The sequence below is a fragment of the Leucobacter muris genome, assembly GCF_004028235.1.
In the GTDB taxonomy this organism is placed as follows: domain Bacteria; phylum Actinomycetota; class Actinomycetes; order Actinomycetales; family Microbacteriaceae; genus Leucobacter; species Leucobacter muris.
The window spans coordinates 1003638-1021878 of record NZ_CP035037.1 but is presented as its reverse complement, the minus strand read 5'-3'; the positions used below and the strand labels follow the sequence as shown (position 1 = coordinate 1021878).

14 protein-coding genes and 1 pseudogene are annotated in these 18241 nt (G+C 71.8%); 3 read left to right on the top strand and 12 right to left on the bottom strand.

The features are described 5' to 3' along the window. Positions 1 to 88 precede the first annotated feature (88 nt). The gene (locus Leucomu_RS04785; protein ID WP_017885180.1) at positions 89 to 1936 is read right to left on the bottom strand and encodes a phosphoenolpyruvate carboxykinase (GTP); all 1848 of its coding nucleotides are present in this window, start codon (positions 1934 to 1936) and stop codon (positions 89 to 91) included. A gap of 132 nt (positions 1937 to 2068) precedes the next feature. Between Leucomu_RS04785 and Leucomu_RS04780 the strand changes: the two genes are divergently transcribed. Then, entirely contained in the window at positions 2069 to 3538 is a 1470-nt protein-coding gene (locus tag Leucomu_RS04780) for a helix-turn-helix domain-containing protein (RefSeq protein WP_017885181.1), read from the top strand. A gap of 52 nt (positions 3539 to 3590) precedes the next feature. Here the strand turns inward: Leucomu_RS04780 and Leucomu_RS04775 are convergent, their stop codons facing one another. The 7 genes and pseudogenes from Leucomu_RS04775 to hisS all read right to left on the bottom strand — a co-directional run bounded on the left by Leucomu_RS04775 (position 3591) and on the right by hisS (position 10600). After that, complete coding sequence (locus tag Leucomu_RS04775; RefSeq protein ID WP_128386505.1) at positions 3591 to 4577, bottom strand: methyltransferase family protein; 987 nt, start codon at positions 4575 to 4577, stop codon at positions 3591 to 3593. Positions 4578 to 4646: 69 nt separating this feature from the next. Next, entirely contained in the window at positions 4647 to 5990 is a 1344-nt protein-coding gene (locus tag Leucomu_RS04770) for an NAD(P)/FAD-dependent oxidoreductase (protein ID WP_017885183.1), read from the bottom strand. Between the two features lie 331 nt (positions 5991 to 6321). After that, a complete protein-coding gene (locus tag Leucomu_RS04765) occupies positions 6322 to 6819 on the bottom strand; it encodes a DUF501 domain-containing protein (protein WP_017885184.1) in 498 nt (165 codons plus the stop codon). Further along, on the bottom strand, positions 6816 to 7325 hold the full coding sequence (locus Leucomu_RS04760; RefSeq protein ID WP_128386504.1) for a septum formation initiator family protein: 510 nt from the start codon (positions 7323 to 7325) through the stop codon (positions 6816 to 6818). Before Leucomu_RS04760 ends, Leucomu_RS04765 begins: the two co-directional genes overlap by 4 nt. A gap of 33 nt (positions 7326 to 7358) precedes the next feature. Next, positions 7359 to 8639 (bottom strand): phosphopyruvate hydratase, encoded by a 1281-nt coding sequence (gene eno / locus Leucomu_RS04755; RefSeq protein ID WP_194294580.1) that lies wholly within the window; start codon positions 8637 to 8639, stop codon positions 7359 to 7361. A gap of 113 nt (positions 8640 to 8752) precedes the next feature. Continuing rightward, positions 8753 to 9188: pseudogene (locus Leucomu_RS04750) on the bottom strand (VOC family protein). Between the two features lie 104 nt (positions 9189 to 9292). Continuing rightward, positions 9293 to 10600, bottom strand: coding sequence for a histidine--tRNA ligase (gene hisS / locus Leucomu_RS04745; protein WP_128386502.1), 1308 nt, complete (start codon positions 10598 to 10600; stop codon positions 9293 to 9295). A 140-nt stretch (positions 10601 to 10740) separates the two neighbouring features. On the opposite strand from hisS, the gene Leucomu_RS15130 reads away from it, so the two are divergent. Together Leucomu_RS15130 and Leucomu_RS04735 are read left to right on the top strand one after the other, a co-directional pair. After that, positions 10741 to 11802, top strand: coding sequence for a hypothetical protein (locus Leucomu_RS15130; RefSeq protein WP_164884510.1), 1062 nt, complete (start codon positions 10741 to 10743; stop codon positions 11800 to 11802). Positions 11803 to 11807: 5 nt separating this feature from the next. Continuing rightward, entirely contained in the window at positions 11808 to 12158 is a 351-nt protein-coding gene (locus Leucomu_RS04735; RefSeq protein WP_017885190.1) for a GntR family transcriptional regulator, read from the top strand. 82 nt (positions 12159 to 12240) lie between these two features. Here the strand turns inward: Leucomu_RS04735 and Leucomu_RS04730 are convergent, their stop codons facing one another. From Leucomu_RS04730 to Leucomu_RS04715, 4 genes are all read right to left on the bottom strand, one after another. Further along, positions 12241 to 13002 carry a MazG nucleotide pyrophosphohydrolase domain-containing protein gene (locus Leucomu_RS04730; RefSeq protein ID WP_017885191.1) on the bottom strand — a complete coding sequence of 254 codons (762 nt, stop codon included), beginning with the start codon at positions 13000 to 13002 and terminating at the stop codon, positions 12241 to 12243. A 119-nt stretch (positions 13003 to 13121) separates the two neighbouring features. Further along, entirely contained in the window at positions 13122 to 16817 is a 3696-nt protein-coding gene (mfd, locus tag Leucomu_RS04725) for a transcription-repair coupling factor (RefSeq protein ID WP_128386501.1), read from the bottom strand. Then, positions 16814 to 17404 (bottom strand): aminoacyl-tRNA hydrolase, encoded by a 591-nt coding sequence (gene pth / locus Leucomu_RS04720; protein ID WP_017885193.1) that lies wholly within the window; start codon positions 17402 to 17404, stop codon positions 16814 to 16816. Before pth ends, mfd begins: the two co-directional genes overlap by 4 nt. Positions 17405 to 17549: 145 nt before the next feature. Beyond that, the gene (locus Leucomu_RS04715) at positions 17550 to 18134 is read right to left on the bottom strand and encodes a 50S ribosomal protein L25/general stress protein Ctc (RefSeq protein WP_017885194.1); all 585 of its coding nucleotides are present in this window, start codon (positions 18132 to 18134) and stop codon (positions 17550 to 17552) included. Positions 18135 to 18241 lie beyond the last annotated feature (107 nt).

Sequence of the window (18241 nt, the reverse complement as noted above, 5' to 3'; positions counted from 1 at the left end):
GGCGATCCGGGACCGCGGAGATAGTAAGCCCCGCCGTTGGGCAGAACGGCGGGGCTTACGGTCTGTGGGGCTCGCGGGCGCGAGCGGGCTACGCGCTGAGGCGCTGGCGCAGCTGCGTCAGCTGGTCGCGCAGGGCGACAGGCACGCGGTCGCCGAACCGGGCGAAGAACTCCTCGGTGAGGTCGGCCTCGGCGAGCCACGAGGCGGGATCGATCGAGAAGAGCTCATCGAGGTCTTCGGCCGGCACCTCGATGCCCTCGAGGTTGAGCTCGCCGTCGGCCGGCACGGTGCCGATCGCGGTCTCGCGGCCCCGGGCTTCGCCCTCGACGCGGCGGATGATCCAGTCGATCACGCGCGAGTTGTCGCCGAAGCCGGGCCACAGGAAGCGGCCGTCGGCCCCCTTGCGGAACCAGTTGACCTGGAACACCTTCGGGGCCTTGTCGCCGAGGGTCTCGCCCATCTCGAGCCAGTGGCCCCAGTAGTCGGCCATGTTGTAGCCGCAGAAGGGCAGCATCGCGAAGGGGTCGCGGCGCAGCTCGCCCACGGTGCCCTCCTGCGCGGCCGTCTTCTCGGACGACACGGTCGCGCCGACGAAGACGCCGTGCTCCCACGACAGCGACTGCGCGACGAGCGGCACGTTGGTGGCGCGGCGCCCGCCGAAGAGGATCGCGTCGAGGGGCACGCCGTCCTGCTCGTACCAGTCGGCGGCGAGCGAGGGCGTCTGCTGGATCGGCACGGTGAAGCGCGAGTTGGGGTGCGCGGCGGGACGGTCGGCGTCGGGCGTCCAGTCGTTGCCCTGCCAGTCGGTGAGGTGAGCGGGCACCTCGTCGGTCTTGCCCTCCCACCACACATCGCCGTCGTCGGTCAGCGCGACGTTGGTGAAGATGGTGTTGCCCCAGAGGGTCTCCATCGCGACGGGGTTCGTCGACTCGCCGGTGCCGGGCGCGACGCCGAAGAAACCGGCCTCGGGGTTGATCGCGTAGAGACGGCCGTCCTTGCCAGGACGCAGCCAGGCGATGTCGTCGCCGATCGTCTCGACCTTCCAGCCCGGGATCGTGGGCTGCAGCATCGCGAGGTTCGTCTTGCCGCAGGCCGACGGGAAGGCCGCGGAGAGGTGGTAGGCCTTGCCGGTGTCGACGTTCGTGAGCTTGAGCAGCAGCATGTGCTCGGCGAGCCAGCCCTCGTTGCGACCCATCACCGAGGCGATGCGCAGCGCGAAGCACTTCTTCGAGAGCAGGGCGTTGCCGCCGTAGCCCGAGCCGTACGACCACACCTCGAGCGTCTCGGGGAAGTGGGTGATGTACTTGGTGTCGTTGCAGGGCCACGCCTCATCGGCCTGACCCTCCTCGAGGGGGGCGCCGACCGAGTGCACGGTGCGCACCCACTCGCTGCCGGGCGTGATGCCGTCGAGCGCGGCCTGCCCCATGCGGGTCATGATGCGCATGTTGAGCACGGCGTAGGGCGAGTCGGTGATCTCGATGCCGAGCTGGGTGATGGCGCCGCCGACCGGGCCCATCGAGAAGGGCACCACGTACATGGTGCGGCCGCGCATGGCGCCGTCGAAGAGCGGCATGAGCTCGGCCTTCATCTCGGCGGGGGCGACCCAGTTGTTCGTGGGGCCGGCATCCTCCTCCTTCTCGGAACAGATGAAGGTGCGGTCCTCGACCCGGGCGACGTCGGCGGGGTGCGAGCGCGCGAGGAAGCTGCCCGGACGCAGATCCTTGTTGAGCGGGATGAGGGATCCGGCCTCGACCATCTCGGAGGTGATGCGGTTCCACTCGTCCTGCGAGCCGTCGCACCAGACCACCTCGACGGGCTTCGTCAACTCGGCGACCTCGGTCACCCACTGGAGCACTTCTTCGTTCGCGGTGGTCGCATTCGCACGCACGAGGTCGGTGACGGTGCTCTCGGCCTCGATGGTCTGGGTGGCGCTCATACGTTCGTTCTCCTCGGGTTCACACACGTCGTCGGTGAAGAATCGGTGACATCTCCATTCTCAGCAGCCGATTCACCGGGCATTCACCAAATCCGGTGTAAATTTTCATGATTATTGACATATAGTCAAAGAATGGCACCGGATACGACCCCCACCCAGGGTGAATCTGAACTCGACCGTCTGCTGCTCGGCAAGCGCCTCAAGTTCTTCCGCACGCGCGCGGGCCTCACGCTCGAGCAGCTCGGCGAGCGCGTGGGCGTGGTCGCGAGCCAGCTCTCGCACATCGAGACCGGGCGCCGCGAGCCGCGGCTCGGCCTGCTGCAGAGCATTGCGCGCGAGCTCGGCATCGACCCCTCGGAGCTGCTGCGCCGCGAGCCCCCGGACCACCGCAGCGCCCTCGAGATCGAGCTCGAGCGGGCGCAGAGCACCCCCGGCTACCTGCGCCTCGGGCTCCCCCACGTGCGCACCCCGCGCACCCTCAGCGACGACGCGCTCGAGTCGCTCGTCGGCATGCACCGCGAACTCGCCCGGCGATCCCGAGCGGCCGCCGCGACCTCCGAGGAGGCCCGCCGCGCCAACACCGCCATCCGCATGCAGATGCGCGAGCGCGACAACTACATCCACGAGATCGAGCTGGTCGCCTCCGACCTCATGCGCCGCATCGGCCACACCACGGGCGCCGTCACGCACCGCACGGTCGCGATGCTGGCCGAGATGCTGGGCTTCACCCTCATCTTCGTCGACGACCTGCCCTCGAACACGCGCAGCATCACCGACCTCGAGAACGGGCGCATCTACCTGCCGCCCGCCTCCATCCCGGGCGGGCACGGCCTGCGCTCGCTCGCGCTGCAGGCCATGGCGCACCGCGTGCTCGGCCACGCCGAGCCCGCGAGCTACGCCGAGTTCCTCGAACAGCGGCTGCAGATCAACTACTTCGCCGCGGCCTGTCTGATGCCCGAGGCCCGAGCCGTCGATTTCCTGCAGCAGGCCAAGCGCAACCGCAACCTCGCGATCGAGGATCTGCGCGACGCCTTCGGCGTCACGCACGAGGCCGCCGCGCACCGCTTCACGAACCTCGCCACGCAGCACCTCGACCTGCGGGTGCACCACTACCGCGCCGACGGCGAGGGCGCCCTCGTGCGCGGCTACGAGAACGACGACCTGCCGTTCCCGAGCGACGCCTCGGGATCGATCGAGGGCGAGATGCTGTGCCACAAGTGGGGCGGCCGCACCGCGTTCCACCGCACGAACCGCACCAGCGAGTTCTACCAGTACACCGACACCCCGGCCGGCACCTACTGGTCGAGCGTGCAGACGGGCGACGCCGAGCAGGGGCCGTTCGCGATCGCCTGCGGGGTGGCCTTCGACGACGCGAAGTGGTTCCGCGGCCGGGAGACACCGGTGCGGCGGGTCTCGACGTGCCCGGACGAGGCCTGTTGCCGCACCCCCTCCCCCGACCTGCTCACCCGCTGGCAGGGCAAGGCGTGGCCGAGCGCGCGCATGCACCAGCACGTGCTCTCGCCGCTGCCGACCGGCACCTTCCCAGGCGTCGACGACACGGCGATGTACGAGTTCCTCTCGAAGCACGCGCCGGAGGCTTAGGCAGGAGACGGAGCTCTCCGCGTCTCCGGCTCCCGCGCCGGGGCCGCGCGCGTCACCCGAAGCAGGGCGCCCAGCACCGCACTCGGTCGCGGTAGGCCGTGAACTCCTCGCCGAAGCGCTGCTCGAGCTCCGCCTCCTCCGACGGTCGCACCGGCTCGTTCCAGTAGACGCCGCCGCAGACCGCGTAGCCCAGCACGAGCCACGAACTCGAGAGCAGTCCGACGCCCGCCGCCTGAGCGATCCCCGACAGGGCCATCGGGTTGCGCACCCAGCGGTACGGCCCGGCGATGACGAGCCGCACCGCCGTCGCCGACGGCAGCGGTGTGCCGTCGCCGTGCAGCGACATCGCCGCGGCTGCCGTGACGCCGAGAGCGCTCGCGAGCAGCAGCACGACCCATCCGAGCCCCTGCAACCAGGCGGGGAAGCCGACGTGCAGCCCACAGCGGACCTCGAGCAGTCGGATCCCCAGCGGCAGCACCCCGAGGAACAGCACCCAGAACCCCAGCATCTGCAGCAGGGTCGTCGCGAGCTGCCGCGCCCGCGAACCGACCCGCGCCGTGCGGGAGGCGAGCGGGCCCCGCAGCACGGTCTCGGCCGGAATGCGCCCGAACACCGCCAGCGACCACGCGACGAGGCTCCCGCAGCTCGCCGCCGCCATGAGGAGCGTACCCCAGCCGGCGAGCCCGGTCGCGGTCGCGTACCCCGCGAGCCCCGCGGTGACGAGGAGCGTCCAGGGCACCGCGATCCGCACCGCCCACCGCCGCCCGGCGGCCGCGATCCCCGACGCGATCACGAACAGCGGCACGTCCCACAGCGCCACCGCGACGGGATCGAGCTCGCCGAGGGTCGCGCGGCGCAGCCACGGCAGCGTGAAGACGCCCACCCACCAGAGCGCACCGGCGATGGCCTGCGCCGCGAAGTAGGCGCGGGCGATCCTCGGCGCCGCGGCCGAGCACGTCACCCAGAAGCCCCTGTGAGCCGAGCCCGCCGCCCGCGGCGCGCTCGCGACCGAGGTTCGGGCGGCTGCTGCTTCGGCCATGCCCCCAGTGTACGGCGAGAGCCCCGCGGCGAAACGCTGCGGGGCTCTCGGAGTGAGACGCGGGACCGGTCAGTCGGTCTTCGGCTTGGGGCGCGAGGCGAACTCCTCGAAGATCGCTCGGGGCTCCTGCACGGCCTCGATGTTGACGATGTCGCGACCCAGGAAGAAGTGCCCGACCCAGCCGCCGAACACGCGCCACTTGCGCTCCCACGTGGGGATCGCGAGGCCGTGGTAGAAGCGGTGCGCGAGCCACGCGAAGTAGCCCTTCATCGCGAAGCTGCCGCCCGAGCGGAACACGCCCGTGTTCACGCCGAGGCCGGCGACGGCGCCCATGTTCTTGTGGTTGTACTGGCGTACGCCCTCGCCGCGCAGGTCGGCGACGATGTTCTTGGCGAGCAGACGCCCCTGGCGCACGGCGTGCTGCGCGTTGGGCACGCAGAAGCCGCCGGGGCCCGGGGTCGACGAGATGTCGGGGGTCTGCGAGGTGTCGCCTGCGGTCCAGGCCCCCTCGAGGGCCTGGCCCTCTTCGGTGGTGATGCGCAGCTCGGGGCTGCCGATCACGTGGCCGCGGGGGCCGATCGGCAGGTCGGTGCCGCGCAGGAACGGGCGGGGCATGACGCCCGCGGTCCAGACGATCAGGTCGGACTCGAACTTCTCGCCGGTCGACAGCTCGATGTTGCCGTCGACCGCCGACGAGAGCTGCGTGTCGAGGTGGATGTCGACGCCGCGGCGGGTCTGATCCTTGACCACCCAGTCGGCGAGCGCCTCGGTGACCTCGGGCATGATGCGGCCCATGGCCTCGACGAGGTGGAACCTGGTCTCCTCGAAGGTGATCTCGGGGTAGCGGCGCAGCAGCGAGGTCGCGAAGGAGCGCAGCTCGGCGATCGTCTCGATGCCGGCGAAGCCGCCACCGACCACCGTGACGGTGAGCAGGCGGGCGCGCTCCGGCGAACCGGCGGGCAGCGACGCGGCGCGCTCGAAGTTGCCGACGAGGCGGTCGCGCACGGCGACGGCCTCTTCGATGGTCTTCATGCCGATGGCGTTCTCGGCGATGCCCGCGATCGGGAAGGTGCGCGAGACGGAGCCGGTGGTGACGACGATGTGGTCGTACTCGAAGTCGAAGGCCTCGCCCTCGTTCGGGGTGACCGTGGCGGTCTTGGTGGCGTGCGAGATGCCGGTCACCTTGCCCGCGATGTTGTGCGTGCGCTGCAGGTGACGGCGGCGGGCCACGACCGCGTGACGCGGCTCGATCGAGCCCGCGGCGACCTCGGGGAGGAACGGCAGGTAAGCCATGTAGGGCAGCGGATCGACGATCGTGACCTCGGCCTCGCCCGCACGGAGCAGCTTCTCCAGCTTCCATGCGGTGTAGAAGCCGGCGTAGCCACCACCAACGATCAGAATCTTCTTCGCCACGAAGCGGTCTCCTTGATGCAGTGAGCGTGTAATGCCCGAATCGCGGGCACAGAAAAACCGGGCACGTCGTGCCCGAGCTCCAATACTACAGCTTCGCCGCGGGCGCCCCGGACGCTTCGGCGGAAATCCCGCAGAAAACATCGGTATTCGTCGGACGGAGGCCGGATCGGCTGCAGTTTCTCCGGACGCTACGCGTCCATGGTGTGCCCGCCACCCCGCGCTTCGCTCCGTGGGCACGGAATGCTCAGGCGAGAACGCGCCAGCGTTATCGCGCACTCCGTGCGGGCGCCACCGCGCCCGGCTGGAGCGGCGCCGCGGGCGCAGTCGGACGCTACGCGTCCTTGGTGTGCCCGCGCCATCCACTGCGGGCGAGGGCGAGGTCCCCGATCGGGTTGACACCCGGGCCCGCCGCGAGCGCGTGACCGATGAGCGCGTGCAGGCACTTGACGCGCGTGGGCATGCCGCCCGCGCTCACACCCGACAGTTCGGGCACCTCGCCAACGCTGTCGCGATCGGCGATGTACTGCTCGTGCGCGCGGGCGTACTGCGCACGCACCTCCTCGTCTTCGGCGAGCAGTTCGTTGAACTCGTTCATCACGCCGGCGGCCTCGAGCCGCGAGGCCGCGGCGACTGCCTCCGGGTGGCACAGGTAGTAGAAGGTGGGGAACGGCGAGCCGTCGGGCAAGCGCGGCGCGGTGGCGACCACCGTGGGGCTGCCGTCGAGCGCGCGCGCCGCGATGCCCACGACGCCGCGCGCCTCGCGCCCCAGCTGCTCGCTCACCGCGGCGATGTCGGCGGAGGTGGGCTCGGTGTACGGTGGGCGGCTCATGGCTGGGGCTCCTCGGCGGTGGGTTCGGTTTCGGTGGCGGCGGGGTCGAGCGGCACGGGCTCGCTTCCCTCGAGCTCGGCGAGCGGGGCGTCGGTGGTGCCCGCCGTCAGGAAGGACGCCGCGATGCCGCGCACCCAGTCGCTCTCGATGCGCGAGAGCTCGGGGCTCGTCTCCTCGTCCGACTCGACCGGCAGCACGACGTCGTCGACCACGCCGAGCTGGGTCTCCCCCGGCATCACGTAGAAGAGCCGGTCGCGCGCCTGGGATCGCACGTAGACGGGATCCTTCCACTTCGCGCGCTCGGCGTCGATCTCGTTGACCGCCTCCTGGTGCAGTCGCACGCTCTCGCGCAGCTCGGAGATCTCGCGCCGCTGCTGCACGTACGTGGAGAGACTGGGGCTCACGATCACGGCGCCTGCGGCGACCAGCACGACGACGAGCACGGTGAAACCGCTGAAGCGGAGACTCGAGGCCCACGCCCCGAGATCCTCGACCCAGCGTTTCACCGTGCTGCCGTTCGCGTGCGCGTGATGCCGCGGTTACGCCGCGAAGCGGGGGAAGGCGCCGCGGCCAGCGTAGACCCCAGCACCGCCGAGCTCCTCCTCGATGCGCAGCAGCTGGTTGTACTTCGCGACGCGATCGGAGCGGGCGGGGGCGCCCGTCTTGATCTGGCCGCAGTTCGTGGCCACGGCGAGGTCGGCGATCGTGACGTCCTCGGTCTCGCCCGAGCGGTGCGACATCACCGCGGTGAAACCGGCGCGCTGCGCGAGCTGCACGGCGTCGAAGGTCTCGGTGAGCGTGCCGATCTGGTTCACCTTGACGAGCAGCGAGTTCGCGGCGCCCTGTTCGATGCCCTGGGCGATGCGCTCGGGGTTGGTGACGAAGAGGTCGTCGCCCACCAGCTGCACGCGGTCGCCGATCTCGGCGGTGATGTGCGCCCAGCCGTCCCAGTCGCTCTCGTCGAGCGGATCCTCGATCGAGACGAGCGGGTAGCGGTCGAGCAGATCGGCGTAGTAGGCGGTCATCTCGGCGGCGGTGCGCTGCTGCCCCTCGAAGGTGTAGACGCCGTTCTCGTAGAACTCCGACGAGGCGACGTCGAGCGCCACGGCCACGTCGCGGCCCGGCTCGAGGCCGGCGCGCTTGATGGCCTCGACGATCAGGTCGAGCGCCGCAGAGTTGTGGGGCAGGTCGGGGGCGAAGCCGCCCTCGTCGCCGAGCGCGGTGGTGAGGCCCTGCTCCTTGAGCAGCGCCTTGAGCGCGTGGTAGACCTCGACGCCCCAGCGCAGGCCCTCTGAGAAGGTCTCGGCGCCGAGCGGCACCGCCATGAACTCCTGGATGTCGACGCCGGTGTCGGCGTGCGCGCCGCCGTTGATGATGTTCATGAGCGGCACGGGCAGAGTGTTGGCCGTGGGGCCGCCCAGGTAGCGGTAGAGCGGCAGCTCGGCCGAAGCGGCGGCGGCGTGGGCGACCGCGAGGCTGATGCCGAGGATGGAGTTCGCGCCGACGCGCGACTTGTTCTCGGTGCCGTCGACCTCCTTGAGCACGGCGTCGATGATGCGCTGATCGTCGGCGGCGAAGCCCTCGATGGCGGGGGCGAGCTCGTCGAACACGGCGTCGACGGCCTTCGTCACGCCCTTGCCGAGGTAGCGATCCTTGTCGCTGTCGCGCAGCTCGTACGCCTCGAAGGCGCCGGTGGAGGCGCCCGAGGGCACCGCCGCGCGGCCCACAGAATCGTCGGTCAGGCCGACCTCGACCTCAACGGTCGGGTTGCCACGCGAATCGAGAATCTCGCGGGCGATCACCGCGTCGATAAATGCCACCATGCGCTCCTTCGGAGTTCAGTTGCCGGTATGCGGCGCGATTGTCCGCGCCGCCCCCAAGTGTAGCGGCAGGCCCGGGCCCGCTCCCCGCGAACTCGCCCCGCACGGACCCCTCAGGCGTCGACCGGGGTGTAGGCGTCGGGGCCCTGCTCGGCGGCGGCCGGGTCCATGTACAGGAACTCGAGGATGTTGCCGTCGGGGTCTTCGAGCACCCGCGAGTACATGAACCCGAGATCCTGCGCCGCCTTCGGCTCCGTGCCGCCCGCGTCGAGCCCGGCGTCGACCGTGGAGTCGACCGCCTGGCGGGAGTCGCGCGACAGCGCGATGAGCACCTGGGCGACGCTCCTCGCGTCGGCGACGGGCTTGTCGGTGAACGTCGCGAAGTAGTCGCGCGTGAGCACCAATGAAGAACACCTGCTCGTCCCAGACGACGCAGGCCGCGTTCTCGTCGGTGAAGAGCGGGTTGATCTCGCATCCGAGCGCGGTGTAGAACGCTGTGGAGCGTTCGAGGTCGTCGGAGGCGATGTTGACGAAGATCTGCGTGGTCATGACGGTTCTCGCTTTCGTCCGCACGAGCGGCGGTTCACGATCAGCGTCGCACCGCGGCCGCTCCCCGTCAACGGTCGGCGCTCGGCAGCCCCGGCGGCGGGCGCTCAGTCCGAGAGCGGTCGCAGCTCGAGCGCGTCGACGCCCGCGCCCGCGCGCACGTTCGCGAAGCTCGTGAAGCCCTCGGCCGCGATCCTCGCCAGCAGCGCCTTCATGTTCTTCTGCCGCTTCTCGAGCCGCACCCGGTGCCCGCGCGCCACGAGCTCGCGCTTGAGGGCGACGAGCTCGGCGAAGGGCACGTCGGCGTCGTAGACGAGCGCGACCGCCTCGGGCCCGCTCGACTCGGGCAAGGAGATGAGATCCACCACCCGCTCGAAGCCGATCGAGAAGCCGACCGCGGGCACGTCCTGGCCGAGGAAGCGCCCCACCATGCCGTCGTACCGGCCCCCGCCGCCGACCGAGCTGCCCGAGCCGGGGTGGGCGACCTCGAAGATCGTGCCCGTGTAGTAGCCCATGCCTCGCACGAGCGTGGGGTCGAAGCGCACGGTCACCCCGCTGGGCAGGGCGCCGTCGAGGGCCTCGCCGAGCTGGGCGAGGTTCTCGATGCCCGCTGCGGCTCCGGGGTTCTGCGCGGCGCCGGGAAGGGCGGCCTCGATCGCGGATCGCGTGAGCGCGATGCCCTCCCCCGCGAGCGCCGGCTCGACCGAGGCGAGCACGGCCCCGATCCGCTCGGCGGCGGCGGCGTCGATCTCGCGCAGCTCCTCGACGACCCCTTCGGCGCCGATCTTGTCGAGCTTGTCGACCGTGATGAGCGCGCGGTCGTGGGTGTCCGCGGGGAAGCCGCAGTGCTCGAGCAGGCCGAAGAGGACTCGCCGGTCGTTGACGCGGATCACGCAGCAGTCGAGCCCGAGCGCCGCGAGCGCCTGCGAGGTGGCGGTGACGAGTTCGATCTCGGCGAGCAGCCCCGCCTCGCCGATGATGTCGATGTCGGCCTGCACGAACTGGCGGTAGCGGCCCTTCTGCGGGCGCTCGGCGCGCCAGACCGGGGCGATCTGAATGGCGCGGAAGACGGGCGGCAGCTCTGCGCGGTGGCTCGCGTAGAAGCGGGTGAGCGGCACGGTGAGGTCGAAGCGCAGGCCGAGGTCGGCGAGCTGCTCGGCGTTGCCGGCCTCGCTCGCGGCGGCGAGCGCCTCGGGCCGGATGCCGCGCTTCAGGATCGAGAAGCTGAGCTTCTCGTTGTCGCCGCCGAGCCCGGCGTGCAGCCGCGCGTAGTCCTCGACCACCGGTGTCTCGATCTCGTCGAAGCCGTGCGAGCGGTAGACGCTCTTGATGACGCCGAGCGCGTGCTCGCGGCGCGCCTTGTCTGCGGGGAGGAAGTCGCGCATGCCGCGCGGCGGGTTCACGGGTGCTGCCATGGTCACCCATTCTTCCACGCCGGCGCATCCCGCCCGCACCGCGGGCGAACTTGTATCGGGAACGCAGCACAATTTGTGCTAGATTTGCAGCACAAAGACCGGCACTCGCGGCCGCCCGACCGCCCGACGACGGGAGCGACATGGACATCACCACCTGGTTCTTCACGGGCCTGCGCACCTTCTTCGACCTGTTCCCGGTCGAGATGGCGCTCACCCTCGGCGCCGTCCTCTTCGGCCTCTCGTGGATCCGCCCCCGCCGTATCGTCTCCCTGCCCGAGAGCGGGCGCCGCGCCGACGCGCTCGCCCGGATCGGGATCGCCGGCCCCCTCTCGGTGGTCGCCGTCGCGTCGGCGACGAGCTGGCTCGCCACCCTCGACCCCATCGGGAGGCACGGGGGCTGGTGGCAGCGCGCCGCACCGCTGCTCGCAGCCGCCGCCGTCGTGGTGGTCGCCTGGCTCGTACTGCGGCGCGAGCCGCTGCCCGCACCCGGCGAGCGCACCATATCGCCCCGGCGGCGCTGGTGGGCCTTCGCACCGCGAACGCCCCTGTGGCTGCTCGCCGGAGCCGCGGCCCTGCTGCTCGTGACGGTCGCCTGGCAGATGCTCATCGGCGTGCCGCTGCCCGACGGGGGCAACCGCTACGGCGTCGGCCCGGCCGACTCGGGCCTGCCCGAGTTCATGGTCATGCAGAACGACATGGGGTACGTCTGGGGCGCGGGCTGGCCGAACCACCTCGCCACCCTGGTCGCCCTGCTGGCGGCGGGGGCCGCGCTCGCGGCGCTGCTCAGCTCCGACGCCAACCGGCCGCTCGTCGCCCGCGCGTCGGCGCCCGAGGTGCGCGAGGAGCGCACGGCGACGGCGCGCATCCTCACCCTGCTCGCGCTCGGCGGCCTGCTGCTGACCCTGGGCGCCGTGTGGGCCCACGTGGGGTTCATCGGCCAGATCATCGTGGGGGTCTTCGAGGACAACGGGGGCGAGCCGGGCGCGCAGCGATTCTTCGTGGGCACGGGCTACCAGAGCGTCGCTCCGCTCCTGCACCTCGGCGGCTACGTCGTGCAGGGCATCGGCGCCGCGCTGCTGCTGCGTCTCGCGGTCGACACCTGGCGTGCGGCGGCGGCCCGCCGTCCCGGGGCGGGCAGTGCCGACCCGCACCCCGCGCCGGGCACCGCGGCGGCTCGGCCGGGCGCCGAGGCCGTACGATGACCTCTATGGATCCGGCACCTCCGGCGCCGCGCACGGCCGACGACATCGCCGGACTGTTCCGCGGTGCGATCCGCTCCGGTCAGCTGGGCGACGGCGAGCGTCTGCCGACCGTTCGGCAGACCGCGCGCGACTTCGAGGTGGCGCAGGCCACCGCCGCGAAGGCCTACCGCGCGCTCGAGCAGGAGGGCCTCGTCGTCACCCGCACCGCCGCCGGCACCCGGGTGGCGCCCGGCGCGTCACGCGCGGCGGGGCCGGTCGTCGAGCACGCCCGCGCACTCGCCGAGGCGGCGCAGCGCGAGGGAACCGGCTTCGACGACGCGGTCGCCGTGCTGCGGGCGGTGTGGGGCGGCAGCTGAGCCTGACCACGGGCGGGATCCCGGCCCGATCGCCGCGCGCGGACGCTCCGGATGCGGAGCACAGCCGCGTGCGCAGGGCCCGCTACTCGCCGTGGGTGACGCGCGCGGTGAAGCGGTCGACCGCGAGCCGCAGGGCACGATCCGGATCGACGCCCGCGGCGTTCGCGCGCACGACGAGGGCGAGCATGGCGTCGCCGATGCCGTTCTCGGCCATGCGCCGCTCATCCGGTCCGATCGCGGTGGCGAGCGGGTCGTCGGGGTGGCTCTCCCCCGCGCTCGGGTCGACGAGCCGGGCTCGCTTCAGGCGCTCGACCACCTTCGCCGCACGCGCGAGCGTGGGCATGCCAGCCGGGATGCCGTCGAGAGGGCCCCGCGATCCGCGCTCCTCCCCCGCCGCGTCCTCCTTCAGGCGCTCCCACTCGGCGTGCAGCTCGTCGACCGTCATCTCGCCGCGGTCGCCGAACACGTGCGGGTGCCGGGCGATCAGCTTCTCGTTGAGCGCCTCGGCCACGCCGGCCAGATCGTAGCCCTCGCCGTCGCGCTCGGCGATCGCCGCGTGGAAGAGCACCTGATAGAGCACGTCGCCCAGCTCGGAGCGCACCTCGTCGGCCGGCAGCCCGCGCTCGACGGCGTCGATGAACTCCGCGGTCTCCTCGACGAGGAAGGGGGTGAGGGTCTCGTGGGTCTGCACGCCGTGCCAGGCGCAGCCGCCCGGTCGCACCATCGTGCGCACGGTCTGCATCGCCGCGGCGAGGGCCTCGGCGTCGCGGGCGGATGCCGCTGCCGCGGCGCCGGGAGTGCTCGGCGTCGCGGCGGGTCGGTCGGCGTCTTCGTCCTGATCCATGGCTTCCACCCTACTGACGCCGACTGGCAGGCTCGTGAGGAGGCCCGGCCGGCCGCCACCCGCGGTCGTGGATCGGCCGGCTCGCCCGCACCCGCCGGATGCAGCGGCTCGGGCGCCGCTCACTGCGCGGGCGCGGCCTCCTCTTCGAGCAGCGTCGCGAGCACGCGCCCCGCCCAGGCGACGATGTCTCCCTCGTCGCCGGTGGCGCGCTGCCCCACTCCCGCCAGCGGACTGCGGGCGAGCGCCGTGCCGCCGGGCAGCGGGATCTGCAGCGTGCCCGTCGCCTCGGTGTAGCGCGAACCCGGGTACATGCGGTTCATGCGCATGCGGCGGGAGTCGAGCAGCTTGACGGGCTCGATGCGCAGCGCGGGGCCCGCCGCGACGACCTTCGAGAGACCGAGCTTCGCGGCGCGCCGGCGCAGCGCCGAGACCGCGGCGAGGCGCTGCACCTCGGCGGGCGGCTCGCCGTAGCGGTCGGTGAGTTCTTCCAGCACGAGGGCGACGTGGTCCTCGGGTGCCTGCGGATGAGACGCGGCCGAGAACTTCTGGTACGCCTCGAGGCGCAGGCGCTCGCTCTCGACGTACTCCTCGGGGATGTGCGCGTCGACGGGCAGCTCGAGCACCAGCTCGACGGGGCCCGTCGACTCCTCGCCCTTGAACGTGTTGACGGCCTCGCCGATCATGCGCAGGTAGAGGTCGAAGCCGACGCCGGCGATATGCCCCGACTGCTCGCCGCCGAGCAGGTTGCCCGCGCCGCGCAGCTCGAGGTCTTTCAGGGCGACCTGCATGCCAGAGCCCAGCTCGTTGTTGGTGGCGAGCGTCTCGAGGCGCTCGTGCGCGGTCTCGGTGAGCGGCTTGTCGGGGTCGTAGAGGAAGTAGGCGTAGGCGCGCTCGCGGCTGCGGCCCACACGTCCGCGCAGCTGGTGCAGCTGGCTGAGCCCGTACTTGTCGGCGCTGTCGATGATGATCGTGTTGGCGTTCGCGATGTCGAGCCCGGTCTCGATGATGGTGGTCGAGACGAGCACGTCGAACTTGCGCTCCCAGAAGTCTTGCACGACCTGCTCGAGCCGGTGCTCGCCGAGCTTGCCGTGCGCGACCGCGACCCGCGCCTCGGGCACGAGCTCGGAGATCTGCGCCGCGACGCGGTTGATCGACGAGACACGGTTGTGCACGAAGAACACCTGCCCCTCGCGCAACAGCTCGCGGCGGATCGCGGCCGTGATCTGCTTGTCGCTGCGGGGGCCCACGAAGGTGAGGATCGGGTGGCGGTCCTCGGGCGGGGTGGCGAGGGTCGACATCTCGCGGATGCCGGTCACGGCCATCTCGAGCGTGCGCGGGATCGGGGTGGCGCTCATCGCGAGGATGTCGACGTTGGTCTTGAGCTTCTTCAGCGCGTCCTTGTGCTCGACGCCGAAGCGCTGCTCCTCGTCGATGATGAGCAGCCCCAGGTCTTTGTAGAGCACGTTGTCGGAGAGCAGCCGGTGCGTGCCGATGACCACGTCGACGGTGCCCGCGGCGAGCCCGTCGATCGTGTCCTTCGCCTCTGCGTCGCTCTGGAAGCGGCTGAGGGCGCGCAGGCGCACCGGGAACCCGGCGAAGCGGTTCTGGAAGGTCTCGAGGTGCTGCTCGGCGAGCAGCGTCGTCGGCACGAGCATGGCGACCTGCTTGCCGTCTTGCACGGCTTTGAACGCGGCCCGCACCGCCACCTCGGTCTTGCCGAAGCCCACGTCGCCCGCGATGAGGCGATCCATCGGGATCGCGCGCTCCATGTCTCGTTTGACCTCATCGATGGTGGTGAGCTGGTCGAGCGTCTCGGCGTACGGGAACGCCTCTTCGAGCTCGTGCTGCCACGGGGTGTCGGGCGAGAACGCGTGGCCCTTCGACGCGACGCGCGCCGAGTAGAGCTTCACCAGTTCGACGGCGATGTCGCGCACCGCCTTGCGCGCCTTCTTCTTCGCGTTCGCCCAGTCGCTGCCGCCCATCTTCGAGAGCGGCGGGGCCTCGCCGCCGACGTAGCGGGAGAGCTGGTCGAGCTGATCGGTGGGCACGTACAGCTTGTCCTTGGGCATGCCGCGCTTGGTCGACGCGTACTCGAGCACCAGGTACTCGCGCAGCGCCTTCGCCGCGTCGCGCCCGATGCCGGTGGGCACGAGTCGCTGCGTCAGCTCGACGAAGCGGCCGATGCCGTGGGTCTCGTGCACCACGTAGTCGCCCGCGACGAGCTTCAGCGGGTCGACGACGTTCTTGCCGCGGCGGCGCGCCAGCTTCTGACCGCTCGCCGCCTGAGAGCCGACGGAGCGGCCGAAGAACTCGGCCTCGCTCGCGAGCAGCAGCGCGGCCTCGTCGCTCGCGAAGCCCGACCAGGCCGTGCCCGCCACGAGGTAGACCACACCGGGTTCGAGGCGCTCGGGCAGCTCGTCGACCATGCGGGCGGCCGCCCCTGCCTCGACCAGCACGTCGCGGGCGCGCTCGACGAGGCCGACGCCCTGCGCGGTGACGACCACCCGCCAGCCCTCGCGCAGTCGCTCGGAGAACAGGCGGATCGCGGCGCTCGTCGCGTCGGCTCCCGCCGCCGGTCGCGGGAAGGGGCCGCCGGCCACGTTGATGTGATCGGCCTCCGGGTGAGGACCGGCGCCGCCCTCGACCGGCTCGGTGGGCGAGGCGGGTTCATCCGTCGGATCGCCGTCGCCCGCGACGAAGGTCGAGACCGTCCACCACGGTCGGCCCCGGGAGGCGGCGCGCAGCTCGGAGACCGAGAGCATGCCGCTGTCTTCGGTGGGCACGGGCGCGTCGGCCCCCGCGGTGGCGGCGCTCCACGCGGCCTCGAGGAACTCGCGGTTGGTCTCGGCGAGGCTCACCGCGCGGCCCGCGACGCGCTCGGGCGACGCCACGACCACGGCGCCGCCCTGCGGCAGCAGCGCGGTGAGCGGCGCGACCCCGGGCACGAGCTGCGGCAGCAGGCTCTCCATGCCCTCGACGGGGATGCCCTGGCTCATCTTCTCGAGCAGCGAGGAGAGCGCGGGGAAGCGCGGCAGCAGCTGGGCCGCGCGCTCGCGCACGTCGTCGGTGAGCAGCAGCTCGCGCGCCGGCCACAGCTCGAGCTCGGGAACGGGGTCGCCCGCGCTGCGCTGGTCGGAGACCGCGAAGCGGCGGATCTGGTCGACCTCGTCGCCGAAGAAGTCGACTCGCAGCGCCTGCTCGGCGGTGGGCGGGAACACGTCGAGGATGCCGCCGCGCACCGCGAACTCGCCGCGGCGGGTGACCATGTCGACGCGGGTGTAGGCGCGCAGCACCAGCTCGCGCGCGACGAGGTCGAGCCCACGACCTGGGGACCCCGAGGCCGCCGGCTGCTCGCCGGGGCGGAGGACCAGCGGCTCTGCCTGCGCGGCGTGCGGCGACACGGGCTGCAGCGCCGCCCGCACGGAGGCCACCAGGACGAGCGGCTGCGACGCGGTGTGCTCACGCAGCAGCCGCAGGGCCGCGGCACGGCGACCGACGGTCTCGGCGCTGGGGCTCAGCCGCTCGTGCGGCAGCGTCTCCCACGCCGGGAACTCGGCGGTCACGGCCTCGGGCACGAGCGAGGCGAGGGCCGAGCGCAGCGCGTCGGCCTCGCGGCTGGTCGCCGCGATCACGAGCAGTGCGCCGTGGTCGCCCGCTTCGCGACGCCGCCGCAGCAGCCCGGCGATGAGCGGGGCTCGCAACCCCTCGGCGACCGAGAAGTCGGCGTCGGTCGCGACCGAGCCGTCGGCGGCGTCGAGCGCCCGCGCGAACGACGGCGACGCCTCGAGCAGCCGGTCGATGCCCCGCAGCGTCACTTGACGGCCCTGCCGTGGAAGCGCTGCTGCGCGGTGAGGAGGCCCTCGTCGACGAGCGCCTCGGCGGCGTCGGCAGCGTCTTCGAGCAGCACCGGGAGCGCCTGGCGCTCGTTCGAGCCGAACGGACGCAGCACGAAGTCTGCCGCGTCCTGCTGACCCGGCGGGCGACCGACGCCCACCCGCACCCGCAGGAACTCGGGGGTGCCGAGCGCCTTCGCGATGTCTCGCAGGCCGTTGTGGCCGCCGTGGCCGCCGCCCTGCTTCAGCTTGATCGAGTCGAAGGGCACGTCGAGCTCGTCGTGGATCACGATGATGCGATCGGCGGGCACGCCGTAGTACTTGGCGAGGCCCGAGACCGGGCCTCCCGATGTGTTCATGTACCCGTTCGACTTCGCGAGAACGAGTTTCGGCCCGCCCGGCCGCACCCGCCCCTCGGCGACGCGCGAACCGGTGCGGTGCGGTGAGAACCGGCCGCCGATGCGATCTGCCAGCACGTCGAGCGCCATCTGCCCGACGTTGTGCCTGGTCGCCTCGTACTTCGCCCCGGGGTTGCCGAGGCCGACGATCAGCCAGCTGTCATCGGACACGCGATCCTCTTTCCTTCGCTTCTGCCAGAACATCCGTCTCCCCTCGCTCACGATGATCGCAGAGACCACCGACATCCGCCCCGAGAGACGAAGAGCCCGCCGGGCGGCGACGCAGCGCCGACCCGACGGGCCAAGAGCCGGAGACCTACTCCGCGGCCTCCTCGGCGGCCTCGTCCTCGTCGCCCGCGGCGCCGCGCGGCACGACCACGTGCACGACCAGCTGGTCCTCGGGATCGAGCAGCGTCGCACCGGCGGGCAGGGCCACGGCGCCGGCGAGGATCTGGGCGCCCTCCTCGAGACCCTCGACGTTCACCTCGACGTTCTCGGGGATCGAGGTCGCGGGAACGCTGAGGCGCAGGGTGTTGAGCTCCTGCAGGGCGTTGGTGCCGGAGAACGACTCGCCGGTGACGTGCACGGGCACCTCGACCTCGACGGTCTCGCCCTTCTTCACGACGAGCAGGTCGATGTGCTCGATGATCTGGCGCACCGGATCCCTCTGCACGTCCTTGACGAGCACGAGCTCCTGGCGGCCGTCGATGTCGAGCTCGATGATGGCGTTGGCGTGACGCACGATGAGGCTCAGCGGGTGGGTCTCGACCGAGACGTGCACCGGGTCGGTGCCGTGGCCGTAGACGACGGCGGGGGTCTGACCCGCGGCGCGCAGCTTGCGCGCGGCGCCCTTGCCGAAGTTGTCGCGCGTGTTCGCGACGAGCTGGTTGGTCTCGCTCATGGTGTTCTCTCCTTGCGGGCTCGCGCCCAACTGAGGCGGATGGCCCGCCTGGTCGATGATGTCTCGCCGTGTGGCGCGTCAGAAGGGCCCGCAAAGAGGCTCTACCG

What these genes read in the sequence shown, in the direction of transcription:
- Leucomu_RS04785 (WP_017885180.1), bottom strand. Translation starts at nt 1,936, where the DNA reads ATGAGCGCCACCCAGACCATCGAGGCCGAGAGCACCGTCACCGACCTC.
- Leucomu_RS04780 (WP_017885181.1), top strand. Translation starts at nt 2,069, where the DNA reads ATGGCACCGGATACGACCCCCACCCAGGGTGAATCTGAACTCGACCGT.
- Leucomu_RS04775 (WP_128386505.1), bottom strand. Translation starts at nt 4,577, where the DNA reads ATGGCCGAAGCAGCAGCCGCCCGAACCTCGGTCGCGAGCGCGCCGCGG.
- Leucomu_RS04765 (WP_017885184.1), bottom strand. Translation starts at nt 6,819, where the DNA reads ATGAGCCGCCCACCGTACACCGAGCCCACCTCCGCCGACATCGCCGCG.
- hisS (WP_128386502.1), bottom strand. Translation starts at nt 10,600, where the DNA reads ATGGCAGCACCCGTGAACCCGCCGCGCGGCATGCGCGACTTCCTCCCC.
- Leucomu_RS15130 (WP_164884510.1), top strand. Translation starts at nt 10,741, where the DNA reads ATGGACATCACCACCTGGTTCTTCACGGGCCTGCGCACCTTCTTCGAC.
- Leucomu_RS04735 (WP_017885190.1), top strand. Translation starts at nt 11,808, where the DNA reads ATGGATCCGGCACCTCCGGCGCCGCGCACGGCCGACGACATCGCCGGA.
- Leucomu_RS04730 (WP_017885191.1), bottom strand. Translation starts at nt 13,002, where the DNA reads ATGGATCAGGACGAAGACGCCGACCGACCCGCCGCGACGCCGAGCACT.
- Leucomu_RS04715 (WP_017885194.1), bottom strand. Translation starts at nt 18,134, where the DNA reads ATGAGCGAGACCAACCAGCTCGTCGCGAACACGCGCGACAACTTCGGC.